The organism is Flexivirga sp. (assembly GCF_035551235.1).
GTDB lineage: Bacteria > Actinomycetota > Actinomycetes > Actinomycetales > Dermatophilaceae > Flexivirga.
The window spans coordinates 143,682-167,820 of sequence record NZ_DASZNO010000026.1 but is presented as its reverse complement, the minus strand read 5'-3'; the positions used below and the strand labels follow the sequence as shown (position 1 = coordinate 167,820).

The window sequence follows — 24,139 nt, the reverse complement described above, 5'->3', positions numbered from 1 at the left end:
TCAGCCCTTTCCGTATGGCGTGAAGCGGTAGCCCGCGCCCCACTCGGTGCGGAGGTAGACGGGGTAGCGCGGCTCCGGTTCGATCTTCTCCCGGAGCCGGCGGACATGCACGGTGACGGTCGACGCATCGCCGAAGCTCCAGCCCCACACCTCTGCGAGCATGTCGTGGCGGGTCAGCACCTCACCGGGCCGCTCGACGCAGAAGAGCAGCAGTTCGTACTCCCGTGTCGTGAGCGCGATCTCGACGTTGTCCCGCCATACGCGACGGTGACCGGGGTCGATCCGGAACACGCCGATCGTGAAAGGCGCGGCCGGCGCCGACGGGGAGTGGCGGCGCAGTTGAGCGGCCACACGCAGCTGAAGTTCCTTCATCGAGAAGGGCTTTGCGATGTAGTCGTCCGCGCCGAACTCGAGTCCGCTGATGCGATGGTCCACGGCGCCCAGCGCCGTCAACATGATGACGGGTATGTCGGAACGACGACGCACGTCGCGGCACAGGTCGTCGCCGCTGACACCGGGCAGCATCCGGTCGACGATGAGGACATCGGGCAGGTTCTGCTCCAGTGCGGTGCGAGCACGACCTCCGTCGCTGAAGGAGGACACGTCGTATCCGCTGGAGCGTAGGTAGTCGCCCACGACCCCGCGGACCGTCGGGTCGTCCTCGACGACCATTAGACGCGGCTGGATGTTGTCCATGGGTCGACGGTAGCGACCTCCAATGAGAAGCTCAGGCTTCCTTACGGAGCTGAAACAACTACCTGCCGGGTATGCCGATCGCCCGTTTCGACCGGCACTCCCGTACACGTCGTATGTGAAACTGCAGCTCGGACTCCGCTCGCGACTCAGTTACTGACCCGGAGCGCGACTTTGAACCGGCCTGCGCATGGTGTCGCGGCAAGCGCGTAGGCGTCCTGGGCGCGCTCGATGGGGAAAATATGGGTGATGTAGTCGTCCGCCAGCTCGGGGTGCCGCTCCAAATATCGGAGTGCTTCCCCGAGCCAGTAGTGCCGGTTTTCGGTCACGCCGCCCATGAGTATCGCCTGCTTCCGGAACAGTCGCTGGAAGTTCAGGGCGTAGTAGCGCTGGTCGGGTACGCCGAAAGCGAATACGGTTCCACCGTAGGAGAGGGCTTCGATCGCGTCATCGACCGTGGCGGCCTGATGTCCAATTGACTCGACCACGATCTCCGGCCGGGAGGCATCGTCGAGCGTTCGTGCCCAGCGATGGGTTGAATCCCAAATGGACTCCTTGACACCGAACTTCGGTGCCGCGTCAGCACGGTCAACGCGATCGACCCCAGCCACATGTGCTCCTGCATCGGCTAGTACATGGCTGAACAGGAGGCCTAAGGGTCCCTGGCCGAGCACCGCCGCGCGCTTTCCGGCAGGGTCGGGTAGTCGCGCGACACTGAACAGCACGCATGCGAGTGGCTGTGCGATGGTGCTGTACACCGGGTTGGTCGATGCGGGCAGCGCATGGATCGAATGAGTGGCCGCGACGAATTCCTCCGCGAGGCCGGTGCTGTGTTCTGCCCAGCCGACGATCTTGGTGCCCAACGGGAAGTTGTCATCAGTGCTGGCTATCACTTCGCCGACAACCTCATGCATGGGGTAACCAGCGACGCGCCGGCGGTCGGGCCCGCGGTCCCACTCACCAAGAAAGTGTGAAACATCGCTCCCACATACGGAGCCCGCGAGCAGCCGTGCAATCACGTGGCCCTCGGCCAGCGTCTCGCGGCTTGGCCTCGGCGCCGTTGTCCTGGACAGTTGCGCCGGGCTCTCCAGCATGTACGCCCACATCAGTGGATCCTTCCTTCGAACTCAGTTGTTTGGCGGTCGTGTCGAGGCGCCGGTCAGTGATTTACTTGTGCATCTCTCATACAATGAGATGTCATTGCATATAATGATATGAGTATTCCGACCGCCAGGGTTCCCTGTCAAGGCGCCGTGCGAGTCCGTTCAGGAGCGACGGGACGTGTGAGAGCAGGGCGGCCGGCGCGACAGTCGCCGAGTCCGCAGCTTCGCCAGGGCCGCTGTTCATCAGTCGGTGTGAAGGGCTTGACGTCCTGCGTGCAGTGGGCCAAACTATTGAGTGATAGATCATATCATTCTATGAGAGCTCATAGTCCGGATGTCTTCGACACGCAGGCCAATCACTCCAGAGGAGCCGCACCCTGATGAATAGCGATACGAGCCTCAACCGCCTTGAGGCGAAGCGCGAATGGGTACGCAAAGAGCAGGACGAGATCAGCTCGTTGATCGAGACTCTCAAGGACCTGCCGGCAGCCGTCCTGGGTGACGTCATGAATCGGATGGGCCTGCTGGCCTCGGCAATCCACCCGGTGTGGAGCGGGGCACACGTGGTCGGCAGAGCGCTGACCGTGTGGACACGCGCCGGCGACAACCGGGCGATTCACGACGCTCTCCAGGCTGTCCAGCCGCATGACGTCATCGTCGTCGACGGCCAAGGAGACGAGAGCCGGGCGCTGATCGGCGAGCTGATGGGCCTACGCGCACGGGTCGCCGGCGCGACGGGATACATCATCGACGGCGCGGTCCGCGATGTCGACGGTCTGGCCACAATGAACATGCCGGTGTTCGCACGTGCAATCACCCCAGCCGGCCCGTTCAAGACCGGCCCGGGTGGCTTCGGTTGCCCGATCTCGGTCGGCGGTGTTGTTGTCTCGCCAGGTGACTACGTCGTGGGCGACTCCGACGGGGTCGCCGTCATCCCCGCTGCCGCCGTTGCCAGAGTGATCGAAGACGCGCGGGCGAAGGTCGAGCGCGAGGCGCGCACGTTCGAGTTGTTGACCGAGCAGCTCAAAAGCCAACTCCAGACCACCGCAGAATCCAGAACTTCATGGCCGACTCCCTGAATCGTTCCCATTGTGAATCCGCGCGGCGATGCCGCAGTCGTCGTAGCCGTCCTGGTCACCATGCAGTCCGTGAAGGACTTGGGACGCAGAGGTCTTGGTACAAGGAAGCAAGTGCCGCTCATGCGATTGGAGGCCAGATATGAGACGCGCACAGTGACGGTGGCCCGATCGGTTGGGCACAGAGGCGCACGAGTACTCCAAATAGCCGCGCTCCCGCGCGTTGGGGATCCCGCGTGTGACCCGCCCCGTTCATCCCGCCGCCAATCTGCCGCCTCGGACCCGGGGTACGCACGGCTTCGTCGCTGGTAACCGCTGCCTTTTGGCCGCAGAACATAGGTCACGAAGTGGGCAAGCATCCCCGAGCCGCACATTCGCTACTCAACAGATCCGTTCCCCACCACCAAAGGATTGAAAGATGAAACGGACAAATGTCAACAGGTCTGCCTGGGCGGCAGCCGCAGGAATTCTCGCGGTGAGCTTGGCAGCCTGCGGGTCATCCGGCGGAGCGAGCACGGCCTCAATTTCCTCCGCTGCCGCGCATGGCGCAAACGGTGACCCCGCCGCGCGCAGCCTGCTGCCGGCAACCATCCGCAAGTCAGGGGTGATTACCATTGGGTCCAGCTTCAGTGGAGCGGGCCTGTATTACCTGAACAAGGACAACAAGCCCGACGGCACGCTCGTCAAGCTTCTCGAGGCGGACGCCGCGCACCTCGGCCTCACCCTGCACTGGACGAAGATTTCCTTCTCAGGCCTGATCCCAGCCATGGCCAGCGGCAAGATCGACATGGTCGGGAGTCAAACGACCAAAACAGCAGAAAACGCGAAACAGGCGAACTTCCTCGGCCTGTACGAAACTTCCGCGAGCGTTGTCGCGCGGAAGGGGAAGGCGTACTCCTCCACTGACGACCTGTGTGGCAGCAAGCTCGCCTTCAGCACTGGCGCGACGATCGCCGAAGACGTAGCCAAGAGCATCGATCAGCAATGCCGTAGGGACGGCAAGGCAAGCGTGACCACAGCCAGTTACGGCAGTTCTAGCGACGGGGCGCTTGCTGTACGGACTGGCCGCATCGACGGCTACATCATCGCCACCCCGAACGCGATATCCATGGCCAAAGCACAGCCTGGGCTCACCGTCGCTCTCAAGGACGACTACGCAAACCGGGTGACAGGAAACTCCTTCGCACAAACCAAGGACGGCCTAGCGTTGGCAAAAGCATTCCAGACGCAAATGAACGCCATGATCAACAGCGGTGAATATGCCAAGATTATCAAAGCGACAGGAAGTCTTGTCACGCCGATAGATCGTTCTCTGATCAATGCTCAGATCAAGGCAGCAAGTTGACGTATCGACGCAGCCCGGACAGTCCTCTCACTCAGGCGAACGCGGCCCCGCCACGCACTAGGCCACGAGGAATATCGCACGGGGCAGTGCGACCGTCCGATCACCGCTTTCCGACGCGCTCTGCTCATCACCTCGACCCGTCGGCGACGCCTCAGAACCCAGGAGCGGTCAGATGTGACCGCTGCAGACACTCCCTCTGGAACGGGTGAGTACCATGCCGCAGAACCTGAACGCCGAGATCAGGCGTGACGAGAACACGGGTACGTGGGACGTGCCGACCAAGGTGGCTGCCCCGCGCCGCCTCTCGTGGTGGGTCACGGGCGTCGTAGTCGCTATAGTGCTCTTCGTCCTGCTCCGATCGGTGGGCCGGCACGGCCACCTCGAGTGGGGCACGGTCGGCACCTACGTATTCGATCCGTTGATCCTTGACGGCTTGAAGACCACGGCGCTGCTGGCGGTCGCCGGTCTCGCCGGAGCCATCCTCATCGGTATCGCGTCAGGCCTGGCGAGCGTAAGCAAGAATCCCGTCCTGCGCGGCCTCGGATTGCTCTACGTCTGGGTCTTCCGAAGCGTCCCGACGCTCGTGCAAATACTCTTCTGGGGCAACATCACCCTGTTCGTGACGGTGATCGACGTCGGCCCGCCAGGCTCATCGGACAGCCTCCTCGCGTTTCGCTTCGGCGGCATTTTCACGCCTTTCGTGACATCCGCGGTCGCCCTCGCTGTCGCGAACGGCGCATACTTCAGCGAAATCGTCCGCACGGGCATCCTCTCTGTCGAGGACGGGTACGTGCGGGCTGCCGCGAGTCTGGGACTCACGTGGTGGCAGCGTCAACGTAGAGTCGTGCTGCCCATCGCGCTGCGAGTCATGCTGCCGCCGAGCGGAAGCCAGTTCATCATTGTGCTCAAAGAAACGACGCTTGTCAGCGCTATCGGCGGAGGCGACCTGCTGAGCCAAGCCGAGGGAATCTACTCACGGACGTTCACCGTTATTGAGCTCCTGATCGTCGTATCGCTCTGGTTCCTGCTGATCACAAGCTGCGCGACCGTTCTCCAGAGGTGGCTCGAGCGCCGTGCCCGTGGCTCGCGCTAGGCGCACCCGCCCGTGTCCCGACAGGCACGGCAGCCCATTTTCGTACTTCCGCCGAAAAGTCGAGTTTCATCCACCAAGGAAGCCATCAACGAAGGGCGTTCGGAACCATGAGTGATGTAAGTATCGTGCATGTGGATCTGACCTTGAACGGCGTCCATGTGCTGAAAGACGTCAGCCTTGAGGTTCGGTCCGGCGAGGTCGCGTGCATCGTGGGACGGTCGGGCGCTGGCAAGAGCTCGCTGCTGAGATGCATTAACGCCCTCACTATGCCGAACCGAGGCTGTGTCCTCCTCGACGGAGAACCAGTCGGCCGTCGGGTGCACGGCGGAGTGTTGCACGATCTGAAAGAGTCAGAGGTCAGCCGCCAACGACGCCGCATGGGGTTGGTGTCGCAGGACTACAACATCTTTCCCCACCTCAACGTGCTCGACAATCTCATGCTCGCGCCGACCGTCCTCCGCCTTGGGAAGAAGTCAGAACTCAAGGAGCGAGCGATGCATCTGCTCGAGAAGGTTGGGATGGCGCACCGCGCCCAGGCATTCTCGCGTGAACTCTCCGGGGGCGAGCAGCAACGTGTCGCCATCGCTAGAAGTCTGATGCTCGAGCCGAAACTGATGCTGTTCGACGAGCCGACATCTGCGCTCGATCCGGAACTGACTGAAGAGGTGCTCCGGGCGATGAGGGACCTCGCAAAGGACGGGATGACGATGATCATCGTCTCCCACGAGGTCGATTTCGTCCGCTCCATCGCGCAGCGAGTAGTCCTGATGTCAGCTGGCGCAGTCGTGGAAGACGCTCCAGCTGACGAATTCTTCAGGTCGCCTCAAACGTCCGAAGCACGCGAGTACCTCGGCATGGCGACTGCATAGGTGAGGCGGCCGATCGCCGCCAGCCGGGCGTGGCGCACCGCGCCATGGCACACGATAGGACGATACCAACCCGAACAGGACGGAGAGCGATGTGGAAGCTTTATGCGACTGCCACATTCACTTCTACGATCATCGCTGCTCGCTCACTGATGGCAACCCTTTTGACGACCGTGGTCCGGCCGACTACGAGCCGACACGGCAGCGGCTCGGCGTGCGGCGAGTGGTCGTAGTACAGCCGTCATATCACGGCAACGACAACCGCCCGACGGTCAACGCGATCTCTCGCATCGGACCGTCGGCACGCGGCGTCGCCGTGATAGATCCCCTTTTGGACCTGCACGCCCTACGCGCGTTGAAAGCGGCGGGGATTGCCGGTATACGGCTCTACACTAGGGCCCAGTCACCGTCAGCACATGCACTCGCGGAGGAAATTCAAGAACTCGCGGAGATCGCTTCGCGCGTTGGCTGGCATCTTGACATCAACCTCCCGCCACAGGCGCTGCTCGCGGCGGCATCGTCTCTCAGGGACCTGCCGGTGCAGCTCGTGTTCGATCACCTGGCGAAGGTCCCTCAACCGACAGGAAAGCGAAGCAAGGAGTTCCGGCTGATCAAGGAACTCCTTGTCGCCGGGAAGGCCTGGGTCAAAGTCTCCGGACCCTACCTATCCAGCCAGCGTGGCGCCCCTGGCTTCGATGACGTAGGCGACACGGTCCGCGAGCTCGCTGCCGCGGCACCAGATCGCATGGTGTGGGGGAGCGACTGGCCACACCCGACGATAGCTTCGCCACCTGACGACGAACACTCATTCAACCTGGTGAGCAGTTGGCTACCGAACGACAAGGTGCGCGCGATGGTCTTCAGCGACAATGCCGCTCGGCTCTACGGGTTTCACGACGGCGAAACGGACGCCGGTGGAGTGCGTGGATGGGCACACGGATGAGGAGGTCGCGCACCGTCATGTGGTTCAGTACGAACAGTCCAGAAGTTTCCTCGAATGGCTCTGGGACTCCCACTTCGCGCTGCTCGGCCCGGACGCGTTCGCAGCGATACGAGGGAAGACCGCGGCATGATGCACCAAAGAACTCATCGCAACGCTCGGGTGCCCCCTCGGCACCTCGACGAACTCGCTGCGGAGTGCGCCCACGCCGGGCGCTACTCGTTATTCGCTCGGCGAGACCCCTCAATCTCCCGGGCGGCGTCGGCTCGCCTGTGAACGCTTTCGCAATTCTTTGACGAGGTTCGACCCAGCTCACGTGGCTGTCAACGGCAGCGCTGAGCGATGCTCGCCGCAGCATTGACAAGCTCACGCGGCATGGCATCGAGCCGCTCTCCCTGCAGGTCTTCGTGGCTGCCCGAAACCTGCAGGGCGGCCACAACGCTTCCATCAGCAACGCGTACAGGTGCGCTCACGGAGGTCGCGCCCATGACGCGTTCATTGCTCGAGACGGCATACCCCTGTTTCGCGACCTTTTTGAGAATCGACCCGAATTCGGCCATCGGAATGTGCTCACCAGCAGCAGTGACGATCTCAGAAATTCCCTCAAGTGCTTTAGTGCGCTCTTCGGAACTCATGTAGGCGAGAAACACTTTACCCGCACCAAGATGAAGGGGCAGTCTACCGCCGATAGGCAATTGGTAGCGGAGAGGACTGCTGCCCTCAACCCGCGCCACGAGCACACGCGACTTACCGATCCGGACCGACAAAGACGCGGTCGCGCCGAGAACTGTCGCAAGTTCCTGGAGAACTGGCATTGCCGCGAGGACCAATTGGTTCCCAACTTGGTAGGAATGGGCAGCGGCGAGCACCGCTGGACCATTGCTATAGACGCCACTATTGAGCGAAACGTACTCGCGATGCTCTAGAACGCGCAGAATCCGCTGCGCCGTCGCAATGTGCAATCCAGTCGCCCGCGCCACATCAGCCAGACGAAGCGGGCGACCGCTCTCGCCCAAGGTATCGATCACGTCCAGTGCACGCTCAACGGACCGCATGACTGAGCGTTCGGGGACGGACTCCGCAGCCATCAACCCTCCTATATCGAGCTCGCAATAGTAAATATCATCCTATGATAGCAACATCTTGCTTGCTCCGGAAAGGCTGGCGTAGCGACGCGTCCCTGAGAGGCTACTTTGGCCGCGCCGGCGGACACTCCGGAGCCCGCTGGACTTCAGACCCGCTTCACCTTCCCTAGCCGCACGATCATCGTGAGCGACACGAACGCCTCCGACAGGGTTCATCGATGTCAGCTAGGTCGGCATGTTGGCACACAGCGGTGCCTACACGAACATCTGACATAGTCACACGACGGCGGTTGGTTGGGTCGCCAGCCGACTCAACTCGGCTCGCGCCACTTGCGCTCGAACGGCAGCCGCCAGGCGTTGGGCGCGACGAGCTGGTGGATCTGATTCGGTCCCCAGGAGCCGGCTGCGTAGGGGCGCACCGGAGGCGGGTTGTCCAGCAGCGGCTGGCTGATCTCCCACAGGCGCTCGATGCCTTCGGCTGTGGTGAAGAGGGTGTGGTCGCCGCGGACGGCGTCGTAGATGAGGCGCTCGTAGGCCTCGAGCACCGAACCGGCCCAGCCGGTGTCCTGCACCGCGAACTGCATCGACACCTTGTCCATCCGGAAGCCGGGGCCGGGCCGCTTTCCATAGAACGACAACGAGACTCGCGCCTCGTCGGCGAGGTCGAAGGTCAGGTGGTCCGGACCCTGCTGGCCGACGCCGGACCCGGACGGGAACATCGACTTCGGCGGCTCCTTGAACGCGATCGAGATGATGCGCTGCCCCTCGGCGAGCTTCTTGCCGGTGCGCAGGTAGAACGGCACACCGGCCCAGCGCCAGTTGTCGATGCGGCACTTCAGCGCGACGAACGTCTCGGTCTCCGACTCCGGGTCCACGCCCTTCTCGTCGCGGTAGCCCTGGTACTGCCCGCGCACCACCTCGGTCGGTTCGAGCGGCACCATCGAGCGGAAGACCTTGTTCTTCTCCTCGGTGATCGACTCCGGATCCAGCGACGTCGGCGGCTCCATCGCGGTGAACGCCAGCACCTGGAACAGGTGCGTGACCACCATGTCGCGGTAGGCACCGGTGCCCTCGTAGAACCCCGCGCGACCTTCGAGACTGAGCTCCTCGGGCACGTCGATCTGCACGTGGTCGATGAAGTTGCGGTGCCAGATCGGCTCGAAGAGTCCGTTGGCGAAGCGGAACGCGAGGATGTTGAGGGCCGCTTCCTTACCCAGGAAGTGGTCGATGCGGTAGATCTGCGACTCGTCGAAAACCCTGTGCACGGCGGCATTCAGCGTGACCGCGCTCGCCAGGTCGGTGCCGAAGGGCTTCTCCATGATGACGCGGGAGCCGTCGACCAGCCCGGCCGCCTCGAGCGTCTGTATGACGTCCAGCGCCGCCTTGGGCGGGACACTCAGGTAGTGCAGGTGCTGGATCGGCGGCGCCATGTCCTGCTCCGCCTCGGTGACGCAGTTGCGCAGTGCGGTAGGTCCCTCGGCGCCGGGCACGTAGTGCAGTCGCTTCGCGAAGGCGTTCCACACCTTCGGCTCGACGGGGTGCTTGCTGAACTCCTGGATCGCCTTCTTGGCGAATTCGACGAACTCCTCGCGCGACATGGCCTCCAGCGAAGTGCCGATCACCCGCAGGTCGGCGAGCAGGTGTGTGTCGAAGAGATGGAACAGTCCGGGCAGCAGCTTGCGCCGGGACAGGTCACCGGTCGCACCGAAGAGGACGAAAGTGGTCGAATCCTGCATGGCGTCTGGCGTCATACCCCCAACCTTGTACCCTCGGCCGCCGTTGTGTGAAGCGGGGTCGCTCGCGTCTCGGGGTGTCTAGGCGGCGCTGGCGTTGCCTCGGCCGCGCTTGATGTAGGCCCAGCCGATGCCACCGAGGACGGCACCCGCGACACAGGTCCACGGCCACCAGTCACGACCGTCCTGATGCAGCGCCGGTATGACGAGGGTCAACACCAGTGCGATCACCCAGAGCGCGGTGCCGATCTCGAGGACGCGCAGCACGTCGACCTTCACCGGCAACAGGTCATCGGCGGAGACCTCTGCGGGTTCCTCGGGGCTGGAGTCGCTCACGAGCAGCAGCCTAACCAAACAGATCCCGCTGACTCGGCGCGGTCGTTGCTTCGCCCGAAAGGTGGCCGCCGGCCCGCCGGTACGCTGCTGCCCATGAGTTCACCCGCCATGGCGCCGAACGCGCTGGACCGGTACTTCAAGATCACCGAGCGAGGTTCGACGGTCAGCCGGGAGATCCGTGGTGGTCTGGTCACCTTCTTCGCGATGGCCTACATCATCGTGCTCAACCCGCTGATCATCGGCACCGTCAAGGACAACGGCGGCCACGGGTCATTCCTCGGCGGGGGGTCGGACCCGCAGCTGGCCAAGGTCGCAGCAGCGACGTCGCTGGTCGCGGGAGTGATGACGATCCTGATGGGCGCCATCGCCAACTACCCGATGGCGATCGCAACAGGCTTGGGGCTCAACGCTTTTGTGACATTCTCGATCGCGGCGCTGCCCGACATGACATGGGCCGACGCGATGGGCCTGGTCGTGCTCGAGGGCATCGTGATGCTGGTGCTCGTGCTGTCCGGTTTCCGGGTCGCGGCGTTCAAGGCGCTCCCGCCGCCGATGAAGACCGCGATCAGTGTGGGCATCGGTCTGTTCATCACCTTCGTCGCGTTCTTCGACGCAGGATTCATCCGGGCCGGCGCGGGCACTCCGGTCGAGCTGGGTGTCGACGGCAGGCTGAACGGCTGGCCGCTGCTGGTCTTCTGCGTCGGCCTGATCGCGGTGATCGCGCTCTACGTGCGAAAGCTGAAGGGCGCCATACTGATTGCGATTCTGGGCACGACCGTGCTGGCGGTGATCGTCCAGGCGATCGGACACCAGGGTGCGCAGAGCAGGACGAACCCGACCGGGTGGGGCCTGAATGTGCCCAAACTGCCGTCGGATTGGATCGCAACTCCCGACTTCGGACTGCTCGGCGACTTCAGCCTCTTCGGCTCGTTCGGCAAGATCAGCGTGATCACCGCACTGCTGCTGATCTTCTCGCTGGTGCTCGCCGACTTCTTCGACACGATGGGCACGATGGTCGCGATCGGCAGCAAGGGCGACCTGTTGGACGAGACGGGGACACCGGTCGACGCGCAGAAGATCCTGGTCGTCGACTCTGTCGCCGCCGCTGCGGGAGGTATGGCGTCGGTCTCCTCCAACACCGGCTACATCGAGTCGTCCGCCGGTGTCAGCGAGGGCGCCCGCACCGGCCTCGCCGCGATCGTGACCGGCGCTCTCTTCCTGCTGGCCACGTTCCTGTCGCCGGTTGTCGAGGTCGTGCCCTACGAGGCAGCCACGCCCGCGCTGGTGCTGGTCGGCTTCCTGATGATGCAGCAGGTCGGCGGGATCGACTGGCACGACTGGGACATCGCCATTCCGGCGTTCCTGACGATCGTGCTGATGCCGTTCTCCTACTCGATCACGGTCGGCATCGGTGCCGGCTGCATCGCGTTCGTCGTCGTGAAGCTGGCCCGTGGTCGGGTCAAGCAGGTGCCGCCGCTCATGTGGCTGATCGCAGGGCTTTTCGTGATCTACTTCGCCATCGCGCCGGTCCAGGACATCCTCGACAAGATCTTCTGACGCTCTCCCGAGCGGATCGAGTGCCGTGAGGGACGAGCGGCGTATCGAGATCCCGGGTCTCGATACGCCGCTCGCCTTGGGGCTCCCCCTACTCGACCCGCAGGGTCGGGCTGGCCCGACCTTCCTTTGACCGGTGCACGGGATCGCTTCGGGAACGCCGTGTTCCTAACGTCGAGCCATGGCATATTCACACGTGATGAGCGACGACTCGCGGGCCGGGACACAGCCGGTCGGGACATCGGGCGACAGCCGACCCGGGCTGGTGCGCCGCACTCTGCACAGCACCCTCTACCTGCTGCTCGCGTGGCCGTTCCAGCTGGCGATCTTCATCGTCAACATCACGTTGGTGTCGACGGCGTTCTCGATCCTGTTGGCACCGTTGTCGATTCCGCTCGCCATCGGCTGCGCGGCCGGTGCCGCCGCACTCGAGCGCCGGATGGTGTCGCGACTGGTCGGACTGGACGCACCGCCCGCGCGCCGGCTGGCACGGGCGCCCCGGGAACGCTGGGTCGACTACGCCGTCCGCGTCGTCAGCAGCCCGAGTGTCTGGCTCGAGGTGGTCTGGAGCCTCGTCTCGTGGATCGTCTCCACCGTCACCTGGGTGCTCACGATCACCTGGTGGTCGATCGCGATCGCCGCCACCACGTGGCCGGCATACGGCTGGATCTTCCACGGGCACAACGGAAACCAGGACCTGGCAGATCTGATCGGCGCGCACTCCTTCGGTGCGGCCGCTGCGGTGAACGTGCTGGTCGGACTGATCTTCCTGATCACCCTGCCGCTGGTGATGATCGGGCTGGCGCGGGCGCAGGCTCTGGTCTCGACGGCGCTGCTCGGTCGCGCCCAGCAGGAGGCGAAGATCGTCGAGCTGACACAGTCGCGCGCGGCGGGCCGGGTGGCGGAGTCCACGCAACTGGCGCGGTTGGAGCGCGACATCCACGACGGCCCGCAGCAGCGGCTGGTCCGGCTGAAGATGGACCTGGCCCGGATGGAGCGACAGGTGGGTGACGACTCACATGCCATCCTCGGGCTGCGTGCGGCGATCGCGTCGACGCAGGAGACGCTGGACGAGCTGCGCGCACTCTCCAAGGGCATCGCCCCGCCGGTGCTGTCCGACCGCGGGCTGGTCGCCGCGGTCCGTGAGGCCGCCGGTCGCGCGACGATCCCGGTCACGGTCGAGGCGGACCTGAACGAGGTGATCCTGCCGCCGCACCTGGAGCAGGCGGCATACTTCGTCGTCTCCGAGGCACTCACCAACACCGCCAAGCACAGCGCGGCACGCAGCGGGCTGGTTTCGTTGCAGGTCAACGGGATTGACCTGGTCGTGTCCGTCACCGATGACGGCCGCGGCGGTGCTCACCTGTCGAAGGGCAGCGGACTCGTCGGCCTGCAGAACCGCGTGCGGTCGGTGGGTGGCACGCTGACGATCGAGTCGCCGATCGGCGGACCGACCACGGTGCTGGCGGTGATTCCCCTAACCTGACTTCCATGCGAATCGTGGTGGCCGACGACTCGACGCTGCTACGAGAGGGAGTGCAGCTGATCCTCGGCGACGCCGGGCACGAGGTGGTGGCCGGCGTCGGTGACGGGACGGCCCTGGTCGAAGCAGCCCTGCGCGAACGCCCCGACCTGGTCATCACCGACGTGCGTATGCCGCCCAGCGGCACCGACGAAGGACTCCGAGCTGCGGTGCGGATCCGGCAGGAGTGGCCGGATGCCCCGATCCTGGTGCTGTCACAGTATGTCGTCGAGGCGTATGCCGATGAGCTGCTCGCGGCCGGCATCGGAGCCATCGGCTACCTGCTCAAGGACCGCGTCGGAGACATCGACGAGTTCCTGGCCGCCGTCGATTCCGTCGCCGGTGGCGGCACCGTGCTGGACCCGCAGGTCGTGGCGCAGCTGATGACCAGGCGACGAGATCCGTTGACGTCGTTGACACCTCGTGAGCGCGAAGTGCTGTCGCTGATGGCACAGGGTCTGTCCAACGCCGCGATCGCCGCGCGCCTGGTCGTCACGTCGGGGGCTGTCGAGAAGCACACCCAGCGGATCTTCGCCAAGCTGCAGCTGTCGCCCGACGACACCGCCGGCCACCGGCGGGTGCTCGCGGTGCTGGCGTTCCTGCGAGACTAGAGAGCCGTCAGCCGAAGAGCGCCTTCTGGAAGACATTCGGCGCTTCGGACATCTTGCTGAGGGTCGTCGCGCTGCCCTTGGTCACGGCCGCGACCTGTTCCAGGCCCTTGTAGTTCTCTCCGGGGTTGAGCAGCACCATGGTGAGCGTGACGGGCTTCTTCGGGTCGAAACGTTCGGCGACATACGCCTTGACCTGCGCCAGCGTGACCTTGTTGCCGGCGTCCTCATTGGCGCCGTCGGACAGGACGAGCACCCGATTGACCCTGCCGGGAGCGTAATTCGTGACGGCGTAGCCGTAGGCGCGCTCGATGGCCAGATAGACCGGGGTGCCGCCACCGGCCTTGGCGTGATCGAGGGCCGAGTTGATCTGCTTGATGTGTGACGGCGTGCCGAGGGCCAGCGGCACGTCGTCGAAAACGGGACCACCCGGTCGGTTGGCGAAGAACCAGATGGTCGACCGCTGCTCCGGCGATGCCAGGCGGTAGGCGACCTTGAGCAACTGCTGCATCATCGCGACCTTCGGCGTCTTGGTGCCGGGGAACTTCTCCGTCATCGACCCGGACAGGTCCAGCACCGCCACCGTCGAGTTGCGCTGGTGCGCGGTCCGCCACGCGCTGCGTGATGCATTGAGCGAATCGGCCGTGACAGCAACCGGTTTCGCGAGGTTGGCGGCTCCGGCGGTGTCCGGCCGTTCTCCGGTGAGGCTGCGATAACCGGCCGCGCGCAGTGCCTGCTGGCCGGCGGGAGAACGCAGGCGGGTGAGGATGCCCTGGAACGTCGTCGTGTCGAGATCCTTCGCGGGGACGGCGACGATCGGCACGGCTGCGGCCCCGCCGAGCAGGGGGAGCCCGACGAGCTTGTCGGCTCCGGCCCGCGCATTGTGGTCGGTGATCGCCTGCTCCGTGGTGAGTACGGCGCTCGCGGTCCTGGCGAACGTCGCGACGTCGGACGCGTCCAGCAGGCCACGTGCGGCGGAGTCGGATTTCGCCACGACGGAACGTTGTTCGACGTGGACCATGGCGTAGGTCGCCGCGGTCGGACGGGTGTAGTCGGGCGCCTTCGGCACGGGCTTTCCGTTGACGGCGGTCAGCAGAGCGCCATACCCGATCGCGCCGGTGGACGACGTCGCCGGGTCCGCCACCGCGACCCTGAAGTCGCCCCACCCGGCGTGCCCCTTGCCCGACCAGGTGTTCTTGCCGTTGAACCAGCGCTGCAGGTTGTCCGTCGTCGGAGATCCGAACGCCTTCGCCATCGGTGCGGGCATCGCCAGCACCACCGGGCTCGTGCCGACCTGGGCCGGGCCGGAAGTCCCCGGGCGCAGGTCGATCGTTGCGTCGTCGGCGTTCTTCGCTGCGACGACGCGGTATGCCGGGCCGAGCGTGGCCGTGAGCCGGGAGATCAGCGTGCTGTCGGTGGTGCCGGTCCACACCCGCACTTGCTGGGCGGCCGCGTCCGGCGACGGTTGCGTCGTCGATCCGGTGGTGCTGGATGCTGGGGTCGCGGTGGTGCCGTGTTGCCAGGGGCGGGTGACGGCGACCGCCGTACCGCCGATCGCGAGCACGCAGATCCCCGCGACCACCGCTGCGACGGCGCCGCGGTTGCGCGGCTCGGCGACCCGATGACGGACCTCTGCGGCAGGGGCCGGCTGGGCTGATCGGTGCCGACCGTGTCTGCGACTCATGACGGGCCGACCTCCAGCGTGCGTGCTTCGGCCAACAGGATCGTCCGGCCGTGCTCAGAAAATAGACGACGTCACAGGAGTATGGTGCCGCGTTTCATTTTCCTGGCCGAAACGTGATCGAGCCGGCGACGGCCTCGAGCAGGCGTGACCTCAGTTCGGTTGTGCGCCCAGCTGATCGGCGTCGACGATCCGGTAGGCGTAGCCCTGCTCGGCCAGGAAGCGCTGTCGGTGCGCGGCGAATTCCGCGTCCACGGTGTCGCGGGTGACGACGGTGTAGAAGTGCGCGGTGCGGCCGTCGCCCTTCGGACGCAGCACGCGGCCCAGTCGCTGGGCCTCCTCCTGGCGGGATCCGAACGTCCCGGAGACCTGGATGGCGACGCTCGCCTCGGGCAGGTCGATCGAGAAGTTGGCGACCTTGCTGACCACCAGCTTGTTGATCTCGCCGTCGCGGAACTGCTGAAACAGCTTCTGCCGCTGGGCGACTCGGGTCTCACCGGTGATCAGATCGGCGCCGAGTCGCTCGGACAGCGCGTCCAGCTGGTCGAGGTACTGGCCGATGATCAGTGTCGGCTGGCCGTCGTGCTGGCGCACCAGCTCCTCGACGACGTCCTCCTTCACCGGCGCGCACGACGCAAAACGGTAGCGATCGTCGGGTTCCGTTGTCGCATAGGCCATCCGGTCGCTGTCCGACAGTGTCACCCGCACCTCGACGCAGTCGGCCGGCGCGATGTAGCCCTGCGTTTCGATGTCCTTCCAGGGAGCGTCGAACCGCTTGGGGCCGATGAGCGAGAAGACGTCGGACTCGCGGCCGTCCTCGCGCACGAGGGTCGCCGTCAGGCCGAGCCGGCGGCGGGCCTGCAGGTCGGCCGTCATCCGGAAGATCGGTGCCGGCAGGAGGTGCACCTCGTCATACAGGATGAGGCCCCAGTCGCGGGCGTCGAGCAGCTCCAGGTGCGGGAAGACGCCCTTGCGCTTGTGCGTCAGCACCTGGTAGGTCGCGATCGTGACCGGGCGGATCTCCTTGCGTGCGCCGGAGTATTCGCCGATCTCCTCCTCGGTCAGCGTCGTCCTGGCGAGGAGCTCGTCGCGCCACTGACGGGCCGAAACGGTATTGGTGACCAGGATGAGCGTGGTCGCCTTCGCCTCGGCCATCGCGCCCGCGCCGACGAGGGTTTTGCCTGCGCCACAAGGGAGTACGACGACGCCGGACCCGCCGTGCCAGAACCCGTCGACCGCCTGCTGCTGGTAGGGACGCAGCGACCAGCCGTCCTGGTTGAGTGCGATGGCGTGGGCCTCGCCGTCGACATACCCGGCCTCGTCCTCGGCCGGCCAGCCGACCTTGATCAGCTGCTGCTTGATCGCGCCACGCTCCGAGGGGTGCACCAGCACGCTCGACTCGTCGAGCCGGTCACCGACCATCGGCGCGATCTTCTTGTGCCGCAACACCTCGGTGAGAACGGCCGTGTCCGTCGTCGTCAGGATCAGACGACCCTCGTCGTCCTTGCGCAGCAGCAGCCGACCGTAACGGTCCATCGTCTCGGCGATGTCGATCAGCAGCGGGTTGGGCACGGGGTAGCGGCTGTAGCGGATCAGCGCATCGACGACCTGCTCGGCGTCATGGCCGGCGGCCCGGGCGTTCCACAGGCCGAGCGGCGTCACCCGGTAGGTGTGCATGTGCTCCGGGGCGCGCTCCAGCTCGGCGAACGGCGCGATCGCGCGCCGTGCCTCCGTCGCCAGGGGATGATCGACCTCCAGCAGCACGGTCTTGTCGCTCTGGACGATCAGTGGTCCGTCGGTCACGCGGGTGTCCCTTCAAGAAGTAGCCGATTAAAGGTAACCACCGCAGCCGGCTGCTTCTTCCGTCGGGAGACCAGCGTCACCCCGGACGATCAGCGCTGCTCGGTCGCGTAATGGGCGACCAGGGCCTTCGCGGACGCCTCACCCTCGTCGATCGCGGCGTGATACTCCTCCCGCAGCATCGTGGCCATCGTGCCGGTGTAGGCGACGAAGAGCGCGCTCGCGAGCTGCCGGGCTCTGCGCCCGGCGATCGGGCGGGAATGCTCCAGCAACCGGTCGCGCAGTAGTTGCGTCTCCTCGGCGAGCACCGCCGTCAGCTGCTCACTCGGATTCGGTATGGCGGCAGCGGTGCCACTGAAGGCGCACCAGCGCTCGGTGAGGTGATCACGCTGGTAGACCCGCAGCGCCGGCCAGAGCGCGAGCAACCGCCCCCGATCCGTGGTGGCGCGGGAGATCTGGTCGTCCCAGACCCCCGTCCACACGCGCAGGCGTCGTTGCAGCGCTGCGGTGACCAGCCCCTCCTTGTTGCCGAAGTGCGAGTAGAGGCTCGGCGGGGAAGCACCGGCCCTGCGCAGGATGACGTCGACCGGGGTCGAGACGGAGCCGTCCATGAAGAGGACCTCATCGGCGGCGTCCAGCAGCCGATCACGCACGGGAGCAGTTCTCACACGCCGAGTATAACGGCCGTTATGATATAACGGTCGTTATCGACTCGACGGGCGCTGCGCCACCAACGCCGACAGCCGGCCCGCCGGGATCACGAACCGAGGATGCACGGAGGACACCTGTGACGAGCATGTTCATCGACGGGCAATGGTGCGACGCCGCATCGGGCCATCAGCGCGAAATCACCTGTCCCGCCGATGGATCCGTCGTCGCGACCGTGCCCGAGGGTGACGCCACGGACGCAGCGCGTGCCGTCGACGCGGCGCGTCGCGCGTTCGACGCAGGGGAGTGGTCAGCCACGAGTTCGGCCGAGCGTGCTCGGCTGCTGCACCGGCTCGCCGACCGGCTGGAGCAGGAGAAGGAAGAAGTCGCCCGGCTCGAGTCGCTCGACACCGGCAAGCGGCTGCTGGAATCCCGGATCGACATGGACGACATCGTCGGCGTCTTCCGGCACTTCGCCTCGCTCGCCCAGGCCCACGCCGGGCGGGTCATCGACACCGGCATACCCGATGTGTCCAGCCGGGTCGTCACCGAGCCGGTCGGGGTCTGCGCACTGATCACGCCGTGGAACTACCCGCTGCTGCAGACCGCCTGGAAGGTCGCTCCGGCGCTGGCCGCCGGCAACACGTTCGTGCTCAAGCCGAGCGAGCTCACCCCGCAGACGGCGGCCTGGCTGGTCGGCGCGCTGCACGATCTCGGCCTGCCGGCCGGCGTGGCGAACCTGGTGCTCGGCAGTGGCGCAGCGGTGGGTGCACCGTTGACGACCGCGCCGCTGGTCGACCTGGTTTCTTTCACCGGCGGCGTCGAGACCGGCCGGACGATCATGGCAGCCGCAGCCGGCACCGTGAAGCGGGTCGCCCTCGAGCTCGGCGGGAAGAACCCCAACGTGATCTTCGCCGACGCCGATCTGCCCGCCGCCATCGACAACGCGGTGACTGCCGTGTTCCTCGACTCCGGACAGGTGTGCTCGGCCGGCGCCCGGCTGGTGGTGGAGGAGGAGATCCACGACCGGGTCGTCGACGAGATCGTGCGTCGTGCCGAGCACATCCGGCTCGGCGGGCCCTTCGACGAGAGCGCCGAGACCGGTCCGCTGATCAGCGAGGAGCACCTGCGCAAGGTCGCCTCGTATGTCGACGATGCCGTGCAGCAGGGCGCCCGCCTGCGCTGCGGCGGGCAGCGCGCCGGCGGAGAGCTTGCCGTCGGCTCCTACTACCCGCCGACCGTGCTGGACGACTGCACCGGTGCGATGGACTGCGTGCACGACGAGTCCTTCGGCCCGGTGCTCACCGTCGAGACCTTCTCCGGTGCTACCAGGGACGAGGCCGAGGACGCCGCCGCCCGGATCGCCAACGACACGGTCTATGGGCTGGCGGGGGCGGTGTGGACCAACGATGCCGGACGCGCGGAGCGTATGGCGCGCCGGCTGCGGCACGGCACAGTGTGGATCAACGACTACCACCCCTACGTGCCCCAGGCCGAGTGGGGCGGCATGAAGCAGTCCGGGATCGGCCGGGAGCTCGGCATCGACGGGCTCGCCGAATATCAGGAGACCAAACACATCTGGCACAACACCCGGCCCGCCCCGGCCGGCTGGTTCGCCATACCCGAAAACCACTGAGCGCAGAGGAATTCGCGACATGAAGCAGAGCTACGACTACGTCATCGTCGGCGGCGGATCAGCCGGTTCCGCACTCGCCAACCGGCTCAGCGCCGACGAGTCCACCTCGGTGCTCGTCCTCGAAGCCGGACGTTCGGACTTCGTCTTCGACCCACTCATCCACATGCCTGCGGCGCTGATGTTCCCCGCCGGGAACCCGCTCTACGACTGGGCCTACGAGACCGAGCCCGAGCCGTTCATGAACGGACGCCGCGTCGCGCACGCACGCGGCAAGGTGCTCGGCGGCTCCAGCTCGATCAACGGGATGATCTTCCAGCGCGGCAACCCCGGCGACTACGACAAGTGGGCGAGCTTCGACGGGATGCAGGACTGGGACTACGCCCACTGCCTGCCCTACTTCAAGCGCATGGAGTCCTGTATGGCGGGCGCGGACGCCTGGCGCGGCGGGTCCGGCCCGCTCAAGATGGAACGCGGCCCGGCCAGCAGCCCGCTCTTCCAGGCGTTCTTCGAGGCGACCGAGCAGGCCGGCTACCCCCGCACCGACGATGTGAACGGCTACCGCCAGGAGGGCTTCGCACCCTTCGACCGCAACGTGTTCCACGGCAGCCGGATGAGCGCGTCGCGTTCGTACCTGTGGCCGGTCCGTGGCCGGGCGAACCTCGACATCGCCACGCTGGCCACGGTGACCGGGCTGCGCTGGCAGGGTGACCGCGTCACCGGGGTCGACTTCGTGCGTGCCGGGCGCCGGCGCCATACGGTGCAGGCGGGAGAGGTCATCCTGTGCGGTGGCGCGTTCAACTCGCCGCAGCTGCTGCAGCTGGCCGGGGTCGGAGACCCGGAGACGCTGCGCTCGGCCGGAGTCACCCCGAGGGTCGAGCTGCCGGGCGTCGGCGAGAACCTGCAGGACCACCTGGAGGTCTACCTGCAGCACAGCTGCGTCCAGCCGGTGTCGATCGCGCCCTGGCTGAAGAAGTGGAAGGCGCCATACATCGGTGCCGAATGGCTGTTCAACCGCGGCGTCGGCACCTCCAACCACTTCGAGGGCGGCGGCTTCATCCGCACCAACGACGACGTCGCCTACCCGAACCTGATGTTCCACTTCCTGCCGATCGCCGTGCGGTATGACGGCAGCGCGCCCGAGGGCGGTCATGGCTATCAGGTGCACGTCGGCCCGATGAATTCCGACGTGCGCGGTCACGTCCGCATCAAGGATGCGGACCCGCGGCACAAGCCCGCCATCCGGTTCAACTACCTGTCCACCGAGCGCGACCGGCGGGAGTGGGTCGAGGTGATCCGCGCGGCGCGGCACATCCTCGACCAGCCCGCGTTCGCGACGTTCGACGGCGGCGAGATCTCGCCCGGCCCGTCGGTGCAGACCGACCAGGAGATCATCGACTGGGTGGCCAAGGACGCGGAAACCGCTCTGCATCCTTCGTGTTCGGCCAAGATGGGCACCGACGACCAGGCGGTCGTCGACCCGGCGTCGATGCGCGTGCACGGCACCGAGGGCCTGCGCGTCGTCGACGCGTCGGTGTTCCCGACCATCACCAACGGCAACATCTTCGCGCCGGTGATGATGGTCGCCGAGAAGGCGGCCGACCTGATCGCCGGGAACACTCCGCTGGCTCCCGAGCACGCGCCCGTCTACCGCGCCGGTGCGGGTATGCCGATCCACCCACAGGGCGATCCACGCAATGAGGCCTGGGACGCCCGGCCGACGGTCCCCAGCGCCGAACAGGCGATCACCGGGGAGGCGCGATGACCATCGGGAAGGCCAACACCGCGACCGAGGAATCTCAGCGGACCGTCGACGATCACGTCACCGGACCGGCCACCAAGTGGCCGGTGCTGATCGTGTCCGGTGTCTTCACCATCGCGGTCGCCGGGTGGGCGATGCTCGACACCGACTCCGCGGCTGCGGCGCTCGGGGACGCGGTGACCGCCATCGCCGGCGGGTTCGGGTGGTTCTACATCGCTCTCGCCACGGCCGTGCTGGTGTTCGTCGTCTACGTCGGATTTCGTTACCCCAGAGTGCGTCTCGGCAAGGACTCGGACCGTCCCGAGTTCTCCACGTTCTCCTGGGCGTGCATGCTTTTCGCCGCGGGCATCGGCACCGACGTGATGTTCTTCGCGGTGGCCGAGCCCGCCACGCAGTACCTGCACCCGCCACAGGGCAAGGGCGGAACCCTCGACGCAGCACGGGAATCGACCGTCTGGACGCTGTTCCACTACGGCATCACCGGCTGGGCCATGTACACCCTGATGGGCATCGCGCTGGGTTACTTCGCACACCGCAAGGGACTGCCGCTCGCGGTCCGCTCGGCGCTGTATCCGGTGCTGGGCAAGCGGATTCGCGGTCGGCTGGGCGACGCGGTGGACATCGCCACGGTGCTGGGCACGATCTTCGGGGTGGCGACCTCGCTCGGGATCGGCGTCGTGATGCTGAACGTCGGACTCGATGTGCTGTTCGGCATCGACCAGGGCCTGCCGGCGCAGAGCGGGCTGGTCGCGCTCGCGGTGATCATGGCGACCGTGTCCGCAGTCTCCGGTGTCGACAAGGGAATTCGCTTCCTGTCCCAGCTGAACGTGCTGCTGGCGATCGGACTTGCCCTGTGGGTCCTGGTCACCGGCAGCACCGGGTTCCTGCTGCGTGCCATGGTGATGAACGTCGGCGACTTCGTCTCGATGTTCCCCGGTATGACGATGGACACGATGGCCTACGACCACCCGAGCGAGTGGATGAGCTCGTGGACCCTCTTCTTCTGGGCCTGGTGGATCGCCTGGGCATCCTTCGTCGGAATGTTCCTCGCGCGCATCTCCAAGGGCCGCACCATCGGGCAGTTCGTCTTCGGGACGCTGACCATCCCGTTCCTCTACATCATCATGTGGGTGTCGATCTTCGGGAACAGCGCGGTGAAGCGGATCCGCGACGGTGACGGCAGCTTCGGCAAGCGCGCGGTCAACTCGCCCGAGCAGGGGTTCTTCGACCTGCTGCAGCACTACCCGCTGCCGCTCGTTCTCGTCGGTCTCGCCACGTTCGTCGGTCTGCTGTTCTACGTGACCAGTGCCGACTCCGGGGCGCTGGTGATGGCCAATCTGTCGTCCGACCTCCCGGACTCCGAGACGGATGCCAGGCCGTGGCTGCGCATCCTGTGGGCCGCCGCCACCGGTGTGCTGACGGTGGCGATGCTGATGGTCGGCGGCATACCGGCGCTGCAGAACGCCACCATCATCATGGGGCTGCCGTTCGCGCTGGTGATGGTCCTCGTGATGCTCGGGCTGCACCGGGCGCTGGAGTCCGAACGCCTACAGGCCAGCGCCTTCCGAACCGCACTGCCCACCACCGCGATCGGCGGGCCGGAACTGCGTCGGCCGAGCACTTGGCGGAGCCGGTTGAGCCGGTCCCTCGGCACGGTCAGCCTCCGGCAGGCGTCCCGCCGGCTGGATGGCGTGGTCCTGCCCGCACTGCACGAGGTGGTCGACGAGCTGGTGCAGCAGGGCGTCGACGCGCGGATCGTCACCGCCGACGACCTGGCGGACCCGATCGTGCGGATGGCCACGCTGGAGGTGCCGGGAAGCGGCACGGACACGACGTTCGGCTACACAGTGCGGATCAGGCGGGCGAAGGCGCCCTCGTACGGCGCCCGGATGATCGAGGCCGACGACCTCACCGCGAACCTCGAGGTGGCGCTGCCCGGCGGCGGCACGTATGACGTCCTCGACTACTCCGCGGACCGGATCTGTCACGACGTGCTGGACCACTACCAGTGGTGGTCCTCGTCGCAGGCCGTAGCCGCCGACGCGCTGGCCTGAGCCGTCGGCCTCCCCGCGCCCGGCATACGGTCGCGCATCCGGTCAGCCGGCGAAGGCGCCGACTTCGGCAGTCGGCAGTGCGGCGAGTTCGGCGGGCGGCACGAGGCACTTGCTACGGCGCAGGCCCGAGCCGATGACGACGGAGGCCGGCGCGTTCGCGACCCGCTCGTCGATCAGCAGCGGCCAGTCGGCCGGCAGCCCGATGGGCGTGATGCCGCCATACTCCATCCCGCTCAGGCGGACGGCGTCGTCCATCGGCGCGAAGGAGCACTTGCGCACATCGAGGAACTTGCGCACCGCCTTGTTGACGTCGGCCCGCGTGGTGGCGAGCACGACCACCGCGGCATACCGGGTGATCTCGCCGCGGCGGCCCGCGACGACGACGCAGTTGGCCGACAGCTCCGGCGCCGAGCCGTAGCGCTCGCAGAACGCCGCGGTGTCGGCCAGTTCCGGGTCGATCTCGGCGACCTCGAGACCCGGGACCGCATCGACCTGCTTGGCGACCGGATCGCCGAGCAGGTCGATGCGCTCCGCTGCGGAGTGCCAGGTCAGGGTGCCGCGTCCGTCGGGTGCATCAGGCATGCCGCCACGATATGACTCCCCGACG

Annotated in this window: 20 protein-coding genes; 11 read left to right on the top strand and 9 right to left on the bottom strand. The window is 66.2% G+C overall.

All coding sequences use genetic code 11. The annotated features are described in order from the left end of the window. Together VG502_RS08490 and VG502_RS08485 are read right to left on the bottom strand one after the other, a co-directional pair. Nucleotides 1-696 (bottom strand): response regulator transcription factor, encoded by a 696-nt coding sequence (locus VG502_RS08490; protein WP_325549600.1) that lies wholly within the window; start codon nucleotides 694-696, stop codon nucleotides 1-3. A 146-nt stretch (nucleotides 697-842) separates the two neighbouring features. Further along, the gene (locus tag VG502_RS08485; RefSeq protein WP_325549599.1) at nucleotides 843-1,799 is read right to left on the bottom strand and encodes a zinc-binding dehydrogenase; all 957 of its coding nucleotides are present in this window, start codon (nucleotides 1,797-1,799) and stop codon (nucleotides 843-845) included. Between the two features lie 377 nt (nucleotides 1,800-2,176). Here VG502_RS08485 and VG502_RS08480 point away from each other — a divergent pair, with 377 nt between their 5' ends. The 5 genes from VG502_RS08480 (at nucleotide 2,177) to VG502_RS08460 (ending at nucleotide 7,119) form a co-directional block, all read left to right on the top strand. Continuing rightward, nucleotides 2,177-2,875, top strand: coding sequence for an RraA family protein (locus VG502_RS08480; protein ID WP_325549598.1), 699 nt, complete (start codon nucleotides 2,177-2,179; stop codon nucleotides 2,873-2,875). A 415-nt stretch (nucleotides 2,876-3,290) separates the two neighbouring features. Then, nucleotides 3,291-4,217: a transporter substrate-binding domain-containing protein gene (locus VG502_RS08475; protein ID WP_325549597.1), complete on the top strand. Its 927-nt coding sequence runs from the start codon at nucleotides 3,291-3,293 to the stop codon at nucleotides 4,215-4,217. A 214-nt stretch (nucleotides 4,218-4,431) separates the two neighbouring features. Then, the gene (locus tag VG502_RS08470; RefSeq protein ID WP_325549596.1) at nucleotides 4,432-5,310 is read left to right on the top strand and encodes an amino acid ABC transporter permease; all 879 of its coding nucleotides are present in this window, start codon (nucleotides 4,432-4,434) and stop codon (nucleotides 5,308-5,310) included. A 131-nt stretch (nucleotides 5,311-5,441) separates the two neighbouring features. Next, the gene (locus VG502_RS08465) at nucleotides 5,442-6,179 is read left to right on the top strand and encodes an amino acid ABC transporter ATP-binding protein (RefSeq protein WP_325549595.1); all 738 of its coding nucleotides are present in this window, start codon (nucleotides 5,442-5,444) and stop codon (nucleotides 6,177-6,179) included. 91 nt (nucleotides 6,180-6,270) lie between these two features. Then, nucleotides 6,271-7,119, top strand: coding sequence for an amidohydrolase family protein (locus VG502_RS08460; RefSeq protein ID WP_325549594.1), 849 nt, complete (start codon nucleotides 6,271-6,273; stop codon nucleotides 7,117-7,119). A 320-nt stretch (nucleotides 7,120-7,439) separates the two neighbouring features. Here the strand turns inward: VG502_RS08460 and VG502_RS08455 are convergent, their stop codons facing one another. The 3 genes from VG502_RS08455 to VG502_RS08445 all read right to left on the bottom strand — a co-directional run bounded on the left by VG502_RS08455 (nucleotide 7,440) and on the right by VG502_RS08445 (nucleotide 10,270). After that, nucleotides 7,440-8,204 carry an IclR family transcriptional regulator gene (locus tag VG502_RS08455; RefSeq protein WP_325549593.1) on the bottom strand — a complete coding sequence of 255 codons (765 nt, stop codon included), beginning with the start codon at nucleotides 8,202-8,204 and terminating at the stop codon, nucleotides 7,440-7,442. A 308-nt stretch (nucleotides 8,205-8,512) separates the two neighbouring features. Beyond that, a complete protein-coding gene (gene zwf / locus VG502_RS08450) occupies nucleotides 8,513-9,952 on the bottom strand; it encodes a glucose-6-phosphate dehydrogenase (RefSeq protein WP_325549592.1) in 1,440 nt (479 codons plus the stop codon). A 63-nt stretch (nucleotides 9,953-10,015) separates the two neighbouring features. After that, entirely contained in the window at nucleotides 10,016-10,270 is a 255-nt protein-coding gene (locus VG502_RS08445) for a DUF2530 domain-containing protein (protein ID WP_325549591.1), read from the bottom strand. A gap of 93 nt (nucleotides 10,271-10,363) precedes the next feature. Between VG502_RS08445 and VG502_RS08440 the strand changes: the two genes are divergently transcribed. From VG502_RS08440 to VG502_RS08430, 3 genes are all read left to right on the top strand, one after another. Next, complete coding sequence (locus tag VG502_RS08440) at nucleotides 10,364-11,827, top strand: NCS2 family permease (protein WP_325549590.1); 1,464 nt, start codon at nucleotides 10,364-10,366, stop codon at nucleotides 11,825-11,827. A 178-nt stretch (nucleotides 11,828-12,005) separates the two neighbouring features. Continuing rightward, entirely contained in the window at nucleotides 12,006-13,310 is a 1,305-nt protein-coding gene (locus VG502_RS08435) for a sensor histidine kinase (protein ID WP_325549589.1), read from the top strand. Between the two features lie 5 nt (nucleotides 13,311-13,315). Then, nucleotides 13,316-13,957 carry a response regulator transcription factor gene (locus VG502_RS08430; protein ID WP_325549588.1) on the top strand — a complete coding sequence of 214 codons (642 nt, stop codon included), beginning with the start codon at nucleotides 13,316-13,318 and terminating at the stop codon, nucleotides 13,955-13,957. 7 nt (nucleotides 13,958-13,964) lie between these two features. Here VG502_RS08430 and VG502_RS08425 read toward each other — a convergent pair whose 3' ends face one another. From VG502_RS08425 to VG502_RS08415, 3 genes are all read right to left on the bottom strand, one after another. Beyond that, the gene (locus VG502_RS08425) at nucleotides 13,965-15,638 is read right to left on the bottom strand and encodes a substrate-binding domain-containing protein (RefSeq protein ID WP_325549587.1); all 1,674 of its coding nucleotides are present in this window, start codon (nucleotides 15,636-15,638) and stop codon (nucleotides 13,965-13,967) included. A 150-nt stretch (nucleotides 15,639-15,788) separates the two neighbouring features. After that, a complete protein-coding gene (locus VG502_RS08420) occupies nucleotides 15,789-17,438 on the bottom strand; it encodes a DNA repair helicase XPB (protein ID WP_325549586.1) in 1,650 nt (549 codons plus the stop codon). An 89-nt stretch (nucleotides 17,439-17,527) separates the two neighbouring features. Next, nucleotides 17,528-18,103 (bottom strand): TetR/AcrR family transcriptional regulator, encoded by a 576-nt coding sequence (locus tag VG502_RS08415; RefSeq protein WP_325549585.1) that lies wholly within the window; start codon nucleotides 18,101-18,103, stop codon nucleotides 17,528-17,530. A gap of 128 nt (nucleotides 18,104-18,231) precedes the next feature. Between VG502_RS08415 and VG502_RS08410 the strand changes: the two genes are divergently transcribed. The 3 genes from VG502_RS08410 to betT are packed head-to-tail and all read left to right on the top strand — an operon-like array spanning nucleotide 18,232 to nucleotide 23,532. Then, nucleotides 18,232-19,719, top strand: coding sequence for an aldehyde dehydrogenase family protein (locus VG502_RS08410; RefSeq protein WP_325549649.1), 1,488 nt, complete (start codon nucleotides 18,232-18,234; stop codon nucleotides 19,717-19,719). Nucleotides 19,720-19,738: 19 nt separating this feature from the next. Next, complete coding sequence (gene betA / locus VG502_RS08405) at nucleotides 19,739-21,481, top strand: choline dehydrogenase (protein ID WP_325549584.1); 1,743 nt, start codon at nucleotides 19,739-19,741, stop codon at nucleotides 21,479-21,481. After that, nucleotides 21,478-23,532 (top strand): choline BCCT transporter BetT, encoded by a 2,055-nt coding sequence (betT, locus tag VG502_RS08400; protein WP_325549583.1) that lies wholly within the window; start codon nucleotides 21,478-21,480, stop codon nucleotides 23,530-23,532. The genes betA and betT overlap by 4 nt, the downstream gene beginning before the upstream one ends. 42 nt (nucleotides 23,533-23,574) lie before the next feature. On the opposite strand, the gene VG502_RS08395 is transcribed toward betT, so the two are convergent. Beyond that, the gene (locus tag VG502_RS08395; protein ID WP_325549582.1) at nucleotides 23,575-24,114 is read right to left on the bottom strand and encodes a YbaK/EbsC family protein; all 540 of its coding nucleotides are present in this window, start codon (nucleotides 24,112-24,114) and stop codon (nucleotides 23,575-23,577) included. Between the last annotated feature and the right edge of the window lie 25 nt (nucleotides 24,115-24,139).

What these genes read in the sequence shown, in the direction of transcription:
- VG502_RS08485 (WP_325549599.1), bottom strand. Translation starts at nt 1,799, where the DNA reads ATGTGGGCGTACATGCTGGAGAGCCCGGCGCAACTGTCCAGGACAACG.
- VG502_RS08395 (WP_325549582.1), bottom strand. Translation starts at nt 24,114, where the DNA reads ATGCCTGATGCACCCGACGGACGCGGCACCCTGACCTGGCACTCCGCA.
- VG502_RS08475 (WP_325549597.1), top strand. Translation starts at nt 3,291, where the DNA reads ATGAAACGGACAAATGTCAACAGGTCTGCCTGGGCGGCAGCCGCAGGA.
- VG502_RS08430 (WP_325549588.1), top strand. Translation starts at nt 13,316, where the DNA reads ATGCGAATCGTGGTGGCCGACGACTCGACGCTGCTACGAGAGGGAGTG.
- zwf (WP_325549592.1), bottom strand. Translation starts at nt 9,952, where the DNA reads ATGACGCCAGACGCCATGCAGGATTCGACCACTTTCGTCCTCTTCGGT.
- VG502_RS08455 (WP_325549593.1), bottom strand. Translation starts at nt 8,204, where the DNA reads ATGGCTGCGGAGTCCGTCCCCGAACGCTCAGTCATGCGGTCCGTTGAG.
- VG502_RS08425 (WP_325549587.1), bottom strand. Translation starts at nt 15,638, where the DNA reads ATGAGTCGCAGACACGGTCGGCACCGATCAGCCCAGCCGGCCCCTGCC.
- VG502_RS08440 (WP_325549590.1), top strand. Translation starts at nt 10,364, where the DNA reads ATGAGTTCACCCGCCATGGCGCCGAACGCGCTGGACCGGTACTTCAAG.
- betA (WP_325549584.1), top strand. Translation starts at nt 19,739, where the DNA reads ATGAAGCAGAGCTACGACTACGTCATCGTCGGCGGCGGATCAGCCGGT.
- VG502_RS08410 (WP_325549649.1), top strand. Translation starts at nt 18,232, where the DNA reads ATGTTCATCGACGGGCAATGGTGCGACGCCGCATCGGGCCATCAGCGC.
- VG502_RS08470 (WP_325549596.1), top strand. Translation starts at nt 4,432, where the DNA reads ATGCCGCAGAACCTGAACGCCGAGATCAGGCGTGACGAGAACACGGGT.
- VG502_RS08480 (WP_325549598.1), top strand. Translation starts at nt 2,177, where the DNA reads ATGAATAGCGATACGAGCCTCAACCGCCTTGAGGCGAAGCGCGAATGG.
- VG502_RS08435 (WP_325549589.1), top strand. Translation starts at nt 12,006, where the DNA reads ATGGCATATTCACACGTGATGAGCGACGACTCGCGGGCCGGGACACAG.
- VG502_RS08490 (WP_325549600.1), bottom strand. Translation starts at nt 696, where the DNA reads ATGGACAACATCCAGCCGCGTCTAATGGTCGTCGAGGACGACCCGACG.
- betT (WP_325549583.1), top strand. Translation starts at nt 21,478, where the DNA reads ATGACCATCGGGAAGGCCAACACCGCGACCGAGGAATCTCAGCGGACC.